The sequence below is a fragment of the Streptomyces sp. NPDC043176 genome (assembly GCF_056436715.1).
Genome location: NZ_JBWKCA010000006.1, coordinates 428,738 through 435,366, shown reverse-complemented (window position 1 = coordinate 435,366; position 6,629 = coordinate 428,738). Strand labels below are relative to the sequence as shown.

General features: G+C 71.0%; 10 protein-coding genes and 1 pseudogene. 9 read left to right on the top strand and 2 right to left on the bottom strand.

Annotated elements, in window-relative coordinates; all coding sequences use genetic code 11:
• The first annotated feature begins 418 nt into the window (after positions 1-418).
• Positions 419-757, top strand: a complete 339-nt coding sequence (locus tag AC067A_RS13430) for a helix-turn-helix domain-containing protein (RefSeq protein WP_478618751.1) — start codon at positions 419-421, stop codon at positions 755-757.
• A gap of 232 nt (positions 758-989) precedes the next feature.
• Positions 990-1,193, top strand: a complete 204-nt coding sequence (locus AC067A_RS13425) for a cold-shock protein (protein WP_478618748.1) — start codon at positions 990-992, stop codon at positions 1,191-1,193.
• 280 nt (positions 1,194-1,473) lie between these two features.
• Here AC067A_RS13425 and AC067A_RS13420 read toward each other — a convergent pair whose 3' ends face one another.
• Positions 1,474-2,250: a hypothetical protein gene (locus tag AC067A_RS13420; protein ID WP_478618745.1), complete on the bottom strand. Its 777-nt coding sequence runs from the start codon at positions 2,248-2,250 to the stop codon at positions 1,474-1,476.
• Positions 2,251-2,347: 97 nt separating this feature from the next.
• Between AC067A_RS13420 and AC067A_RS13415 the strand changes: the two genes are divergently transcribed.
• From AC067A_RS13415 to AC067A_RS13390, 6 genes are all read left to right on the top strand, one after another.
• Positions 2,348-2,788: an Asp23/Gls24 family envelope stress response protein gene (locus tag AC067A_RS13415; protein WP_478618742.1), complete on the top strand. Its 441-nt coding sequence runs from the start codon at positions 2,348-2,350 to the stop codon at positions 2,786-2,788.
• Positions 2,789-2,824: 36 nt separating this feature from the next.
• A complete protein-coding gene (locus tag AC067A_RS13410; RefSeq protein ID WP_478618739.1) occupies positions 2,825-3,052 on the top strand; it encodes a hypothetical protein in 228 nt (75 codons plus the stop codon).
• A 436-nt stretch (positions 3,053-3,488) separates the two neighbouring features.
• Positions 3,489-4,160, top strand: a complete 672-nt coding sequence (locus AC067A_RS13405) for a DUF6286 domain-containing protein (protein ID WP_478618736.1) — start codon at positions 3,489-3,491, stop codon at positions 4,158-4,160.
• 11 nt (positions 4,161-4,171) lie between these two features.
• Positions 4,172-4,768, top strand: coding sequence for an alkaline shock response membrane anchor protein AmaP (gene amaP / locus AC067A_RS13400; protein ID WP_478618733.1), 597 nt, complete (start codon positions 4,172-4,174; stop codon positions 4,766-4,768).
• Positions 4,769-4,974: 206 nt separating this feature from the next.
• Positions 4,975-5,130 (top strand): DUF6131 family protein, encoded by a 156-nt coding sequence (locus tag AC067A_RS13395; RefSeq protein WP_478618731.1) that lies wholly within the window; start codon positions 4,975-4,977, stop codon positions 5,128-5,130.
• A gap of 76 nt (positions 5,131-5,206) precedes the next feature.
• Positions 5,207-5,383: a hypothetical protein gene (locus AC067A_RS13390; RefSeq protein ID WP_478618728.1), complete on the top strand. Its 177-nt coding sequence runs from the start codon at positions 5,207-5,209 to the stop codon at positions 5,381-5,383.
• Positions 5,384-5,454: 71 nt separating this feature from the next.
• Here AC067A_RS13390 and AC067A_RS13385 read toward each other — a convergent pair.
• A pseudogene (locus AC067A_RS13385) lies at positions 5,455-5,971 on the bottom strand (hemolysin III family protein).
• Positions 5,972-6,184: 213 nt separating this feature from the next.
• Between AC067A_RS13385 and AC067A_RS13380 the strand changes: the two are divergent.
• Positions 6,185-6,610, top strand: a complete 426-nt coding sequence (locus AC067A_RS13380; protein ID WP_478618725.1) for a DUF1206 domain-containing protein — start codon at positions 6,185-6,187, stop codon at positions 6,608-6,610.
• Positions 6,611-6,629 lie beyond the last annotated feature (19 nt).

Genomic DNA, 6,629 nt, shown 5'->3' with positions numbered 1-6,629 from the left:
GCACCGGGAAGTTCGGCAGTGGGGTTCCAAGCCAGAGCAGACGCAGGACGGGCAACGGGGCTGGCTGCCGAAGAGTGGCGCTGTCACAGGCCACCAGCAGTACAAGCAGTTCGCAGTGACAGCAGTACGCAGTTCCCGCTTGGCAAGTGATTGATCCAGAGGGAAGAACGGAGGAACGAAGCACCATCGGGATCGCCCGGGCGAAAGTCTCGAGCCCGGGTACCGCAGGACATCGATAGCGAGGTGGTCTCCGGTCAAGCAACCGCGATCCCCGCACGCCCGACAGCATCCCCGTCGGGTACGCGGACACAGAAGGCCGGCGCGGTATCAGGGCCGGCACGTGGTGTAGAAGTTCCTTCGGGGCCCTGGTGCCAGTACGGCACCAGGGCCCCTCCACGCGTTTCAGAGAGAGGTGCAGATGACGGCAGACGACTCCTACGGCCGTCTCGACGACGACGACTACCCCGCCTACACCATGGGCAGGGCCGCCGAGATGACCGGCACCACCCCCGCCTTCCTGCGAGCCCTGGGCGAACACCGCCTGATCATCCCGCTGCGCTCCGAGGGCGGCCACCGCCGCTACTCCCGCTACCAGCTGCGCATCGCCGCCCGCGCCCGCGAACTCGTCGACCAGGGCACCCCCATCGAGGCCGCCTGCCGCATCATCGTCCTCGAGGACCAGCTCGAAGAGGCCCAGCGCATCAACGCCGAATACCGCCGCGCCGCCGAGACGGCCGGGCCGTCGGCAGCAGCCTGAGCCGATGCGTGCCCGTCGGACACCGGCGGGCCCCGCGCACGGATGTAGGCGTTTCCTGTGGTGACGGCGTGTGCGGACGTGTACCGTCCCCGTTAGCTGTCGTGGTTCGGAAGTTCCCTTTGCCCACGCTCCAGGCGTGGGCTTTTTGCTGTGCTGTGCCGCAGGAACCAGGGCGATCACCTCCGCCTTCCGCAGGGTGCGGGAGGCGTTCATCGACTGGAAGGCATCAGACATGGCTAGCGGAACTGTGAAGTGGTTCAACGCGGAGAAGGGCTTCGGCTTCATCGCCCAGGACGGCGGCGGCCCGGACGTCTTCGCCCACTACTCGGCGATCAACTCCTCGGGCTTCCGTGAGCTCCAGGAGGGCCAGAGCGTGACGTTCGACGTCACCCAGGGCCAGAAGGGCCCCCAGGCGGAGAACATCACCCCCGCCTGACCTCACCCCGCCGGCGGAACCGGGGGCACCGAACTCCAGGCGCACTGCTGCTTCGCGCGCGCCGACCGAGTGCCCCCGGAACGCGCTCATGGCCCAGCCGATGACCCGGCACAAGCCCCGCCGCGGGGCTCCTGCGACTCCCCAGCCGCGTCTCCGTGTCCCCATCCGCTGTCGCGGTCCGTGCGCGTTCCCTCCCTGCCGCGTACGCCACTGTCCGGCGCACCGTGAAGCCGACCGCACCCGCAGGCCGCCCGCCTGAAGACCTTCACCGCCGCTGCGGCTACCCCGCGGTTCCGGTGATGAGGACGGCAGCGGTGGTCCGGACCCGGACGTCACTCGTGGCCGCGACGGTCACGGCGTCCCGGACGGCCCGGGCGACTTCCAGGGGATGGCGGCCGGGTACGACCGCGAGCTGGACCTGAACGTGTCGGGCGGGCGGATCGTCCTGGTGCGTCACCCTGACGGGGTGGCCGCCCAGGGGGGCGGTGAGGCGGGCGACGCCCGGCACGGCCGACGCGACGTCGGCCAGCTCTCCGGTCGGACCCCGCAGAGGTGCTGTTTCGGTCGCGGGGGCCGCGCTTCGCGTGGGCGCATTCCGGGACGGGGGCGTCATGACGTTCTCCGCGGTCCGCGGTCCTCCGTATGACTCCGGGCCTTCGTGGAGGTCCGTGACGCGCAGATCGACTGTCGCAGTACTCAGGCCGAGCTCTTCGTCGGCCGCCTTGAGCAGGGTCGTCCTCAACTGTTCGGCGGCTTGAGGTACGGGCCGTGTCACGGACCCGGTGAAGGCCGCCTCGATCCTGAGCGGGCCGGGCGGGAGCGCGCCGGCAGGCGGGCGAACGGCCGGTTCGAGCACGGGTTCGTGCGGGACCGGTCCGATGCGCATGCTCTCCAGTCGAATGCCGGGAACCCCGGCGGCCCTGCGCCAGAGAGCCCGGACGGCAGCCTGTTCGGTGATCCACGTGCCGTCGTCCGGCCCTCCGAGCGGCAGCAGCCGGACCAGGGTGAGCCGACCGCGTACCGACTGCATCAACGCCTCGGTCTTCACCTCTGCCACCCTCTCCCTCGACTCACGACGACCGAATAAAACGGTCTATGGCGAATATAATTCGTATAAGGGGTGCACGGCTGACTTCTCGAGGGAGGAGTGCCTGATGACTGAGCACACCGGCGCAAAATACGGCGGCGCGCCCGGTTCTCGTGGCCGGACATCCATCGCCGACGTGGTGGTGGAGAAGATCGCCGGGATGGCGGCACGGGACGTGCGGGGTGTCTACGCCCTGGGCAGCGGGTTCGCGCGCTCGATGGGGTCCATGCGGGAGCGGATGCCTGGCGCCGGTAGTGGCAAGTCCGTCACTCGCGGGGTCAGCGTCGAGGTCGGAGAGGTGCAGACGGCCATCGATCTGGAGCTCGTCGTCGACTACGGCGTCTCGATCACGGACGTGGCCGGGGCGGTGCGGGAGAACGTGATCTCCGCGGTGGAGCGGATGGCGGGTCGGGAAGTCGTGGAAGTCAACATCACGGTCGGTGATGTGAAGCTGCCCGAGGAGGAGGACGAGGAGGACGAGGGACAGGAGCGGCAGCGGATCCGGTAGCCGGACGGAGTCGGCCACCGGGTGAAGGAGCGTGTGATGAGCAGATCCGGGGTGGGTCTGGCCGCCGGAACGGCGCTGGGTTTCGCCGCGTACTTCGGTGGCTTCTGGGCCTTCTTGCTGGTGCTGGTGCTGGGTGTTGTCGGACTCGTGGTCGGGAGTCTGACGGAAGGCGATCTCGAACTTGGTGACTTCGTCCGCCGCCGGGACGATCGGCAACGTATTCGGGACGACCAGCGCCGGGCACCGAGAGACTGGCGGCAGTGACCGGGGAAGCCGATGGGCTCCCGGCCGTGCCCCGCCGGGAGCGGGGTGCGGCCTCGGTCGCCGACCGGGTCGTCGCGAAGATCGCCGCCCGGGTGGCGCGCGAGGCGCTGATTCGTTTCACCGAGCCGTCCGGTCACGTGCCCCCTGGCCACCGCACACCGCACGTGACGGCGGTGGTGCGGAGGGCGCCGGAGAGGAACGGCCCGGAGAGGGCAGGCGGTCCTGCCGGGAGCCGCCCGGTGTTCGGGCAGGTGCGGATGCGCATCGCCGTGGAACTGGGCTATCCGTCGGACATCGGGGCGCAGTGCGCGGCAGTGCGCCGAGAGGTCACCGAACGAGTCACGGCATGGGCCGGTGTGGAGGTGTCCGACCTCGTGGTGGCCGTCGAAAGGCTGCACTCGGCCCACTCCCGGCGGACAGGACGGGAGAGGGTGAGATGAGCGCGCACACGGGGCGGCAGCTGCCCGGCGGCAGCGACCTCACCCCGGAGCCCGCGAAGACGGATTCCTCCGCAAGGCGCCCGGACACCGGCGCGATACCGACAGGCCGTGCATCGTCGCGTCGTTTCTGGTCCGCGCGGCGGGTTCCTGCGGTCATGGTGGCTCTGCTGTCCCTCGCAGCCGTCGGGCTGCTCCTGTACGACGTGGTCTCGGTGCGGGCGGGTCGGCCCGGGACGGGCTGGCGACGCCGGCTCGCGGACGAGCTGGCCACGCGGCCGCTGGACGACGGCTGGGTGATCGTCGGGGCCGCGGTGGCGATGGCCCTCGGCCTGTGCCTCGTCCTGCTGGCGGTGACACCGGGACTGCGCGGACTGCTTCCCATGCGGCAGCCCCCCGGCACCCGAGGAACAGGCGAGGTCCGCGCCGGACTCGATCGCCGAGCGGTCGCCCTGATCCTGCGTGACAGGGCCGTACGGGTGTCCGGTGTGGAGTCGGCTCGGGTCGATGTCGGTCGCCGGAAGATCAAAGCTCGGGCGCAGGTGCATTTCCGCGATCTCGACGAGGTCCGTGCCGACCTCGATGCCGCGCTGGGCGAAGCCGTGGCGACCCTGGGTCTCGCCCGGCGCCCCTCGCTGACCGTCCATGTCCGACGCCCCAAGAAAGGCTGACGCCGATCCCGATGATCAAGACAGTGAACCGGGTGCTGCTGGGGCTGCTCGGCCTCGGGTTGTTCGCTCTGGGCGGCGGCGTGCTCCTGGGCGGCCTGGACCTGCAGCGCCGATGGGGTTTCGACGTGCCGGGCTGGTGGCCCTTCCGCGGCCCGGCCGATGTCGTCCTGGGCGACGAGGGACGTCTGCGGTGGCGGGCGGAAGGATGGTGGTGGCCGACCGTCATCGCTGTGCTCGCCGCGCTGCTGGTGCTGCTGCTGTGGTGGCTCTGGACCCTGCTGCGCAGAGACCGGCTGCACCAGGTCCTCGTCGACAGCCGGGACGGTACGGCGGCCCGGCTCGACGGTCGCGCCCTGGAGGACGTGACCGAGGAAGAGGCGCGAGCCACGGACGGAGTCGCGCGGGCTCGGGTGCGCCTGGGGGGCCGGCGTACCGCCCCTGTCGCGCGAGTGCGGCTGTGGCTGGAGCCGCACGCGGAACCGGAGCGGATCCTGGACCGGCTCGACCGGGACGCGCTCGCACACGCGCGGGACTCGGCGGGCCTGGACCGTCTCCCGTCGGAGGTCGACCTCCGGGAGGTCCGTCACCGCGCCCATCGGGTCGACTGAGAATTCCCCGCCGCGTCCGGGGCCGGAATCCCACCCGCCGACTCCCGGTCGCCGCGGCCGTCCCGTCACACCTGATCGGCTTGCCGGTCGGACGGCTTCTGTTCCTGCCCGCTGGAAGCGGCACGACCAGCCTGACGACCCGACAGGCCACCCCGACGGGTTGCGCCTAGGCTGGAATCAAGGTACCTGCGAGGCTGGAGGTCACCATGATCATTCTCGGGGTCATCCTGCTCGTCATCGGGTTCGTGGCCGGCATTTCCATCTTGTGGACGATCGGAATCATCCTGGTCGTGATCGGGGTGATCCTGTGGATCCTCGGGGCGCTCGGTCACGCGGTCGGCGGACGCCGTCATTACTGGTAGGCGACTCGACTCCGAGCCGCCGCAGTCCCCGTATTCGGGCTTCGCCGGCCGCCCTGCCACAGGGAGGCGCAGTGCGATGCTCCTCCTCCTGATTCTTCTCGGCAGCGCCATGGCCCTGATCGTCATCGGCGCCGTCGTGGACGGAATGCCGCACCTGCTCTCCACCGGGGTGCTGCTTCTCGTCGTCGCCGTGCCGTACCTACCGGTGCGCTCGGTACTGCGCTCGCGCCGAGGCAGGCCCCCCGCGCTCTGACGGCAGGGGCCGACCTCGCGCGGACCTCCGGACGGCCGGCGAGTGGGCGAGGCGGCCCGCGCCTCGACCGCTCAGTGAGCGGCGAGGAAGACGGCGATGGAGTGGGCGGTGAAGGCCGCGACGGTCAGGGCGTGGAAGACCTCGTGGAAGCCGAACCATCGGGGCGAGGGGTTGGGGCGCTGGAGGGCGTAGACGACCGCGCCCGCGCTGTAGAGAAGCCCGCCGGTCACGATCAGGAAGACCACCACCCCCTGGTCCCCAGGTGCCGAGGTGGTAGACGGCGCTCGTCCCGAACAGCAGCCAGGCCGTGACGCGGTACACCGCGCAGGCGAGCACGGCCTGCGGTGTCCCTGCCAGGCATACGAGGACAATGCCCGCGGCCAGCGACGCGGGGACCATGCCGGCATGGAGCCGGCCGCGCAGCCTCGGCTTGATCGGCTCCACCAGGTCGGCCGCCCGCTCCACCAGATCGGCCACCGGGCGGGAACCCTCGGCCGCCCCGCCCCGGTGCGGTCCCGAGGAAAGGCCGGCACTGCGGGCTTGGGCGGCTTGCGGACCACCGAGCGCTGTCGGTGTTGCGCGGGCCATCGGTCCTCACGGAACCGGTGAGGGGGCGCGCCTCGCCGCCCGGAATGATGCCGACGGTCCGCAGGAGAGCGAAGCGGGCCACGTAGCCGTCGCCCCGCAGGAGGGCTTCGAGGACACTTGTAAACGTGCTCTGACCCGCCACTCCCGTCCCGGCCGACGGTGCGCTGTTCAGTCGCGCTGTCCAGTGGGGCCCGGCACATGGAGGTGCCAGATATGGAGCGCAGTCAGGACAGTCCGGCTCGGCCCAAGTCGCGGGGGCGCCGGGTGGCCGACAGTCGTGCGGTGGAGGTCGCGTCCAGGGTCGGGCTCTGCGCCCGGGGAGCGATCTACGTGCTGGTGGGGATTCTGGCCGTGCGGATCGGCCTCGGCAGCGACAGCGGCCAGGAGGCCGGCCTGTCCGTCCTGCCGGCCGCCTTGCGGTACGACCCCGACCGGGCCATGGGCCTGGACGAGACCTTGCGCTCGTTCGCCGCCACGCCCGCAGGGCCTGCCCTGCTGATCGCCGCCGCTGTGGGCCTCCTGCTGTTCGGCCTCTCCTCGTTCTGCGAAGCCTGCTGGCGCAAGGCCGCCGAGCACGGGACTCCGGCGGAACAGCCGACCGGGGCCGCGGGCCCGGGGGCACGTCCCGGTGCGCCCTAGCAAGAGGAACTCGTCCGGC

What these genes read in the sequence shown, in the direction of transcription:
- AC067A_RS13405 (WP_478618736.1), top strand. Translation starts at nt 3,489, where the DNA reads ATGAGCGCGCACACGGGGCGGCAGCTGCCCGGCGGCAGCGACCTCACC.
- AC067A_RS13395 (WP_478618731.1), top strand. Translation starts at nt 4,975, where the DNA reads ATGATCATTCTCGGGGTCATCCTGCTCGTCATCGGGTTCGTGGCCGGC.
- AC067A_RS13410 (WP_478618739.1), top strand. Translation starts at nt 2,825, where the DNA reads ATGAGCAGATCCGGGGTGGGTCTGGCCGCCGGAACGGCGCTGGGTTTC.
- AC067A_RS13390 (WP_478618728.1), top strand. Translation starts at nt 5,207, where the DNA reads ATGCTCCTCCTCCTGATTCTTCTCGGCAGCGCCATGGCCCTGATCGTC.
- AC067A_RS13380 (WP_478618725.1), top strand. Translation starts at nt 6,185, where the DNA reads ATGGAGCGCAGTCAGGACAGTCCGGCTCGGCCCAAGTCGCGGGGGCGC.
- amaP (WP_478618733.1), top strand. Translation starts at nt 4,172, where the DNA reads ATGATCAAGACAGTGAACCGGGTGCTGCTGGGGCTGCTCGGCCTCGGG.
- AC067A_RS13430 (WP_478618751.1), top strand. Translation starts at nt 419, where the DNA reads ATGACGGCAGACGACTCCTACGGCCGTCTCGACGACGACGACTACCCC.
- AC067A_RS13415 (WP_478618742.1), top strand. Translation starts at nt 2,348, where the DNA reads ATGACTGAGCACACCGGCGCAAAATACGGCGGCGCGCCCGGTTCTCGT.
- AC067A_RS13425 (WP_478618748.1), top strand. Translation starts at nt 990, where the DNA reads ATGGCTAGCGGAACTGTGAAGTGGTTCAACGCGGAGAAGGGCTTCGGC.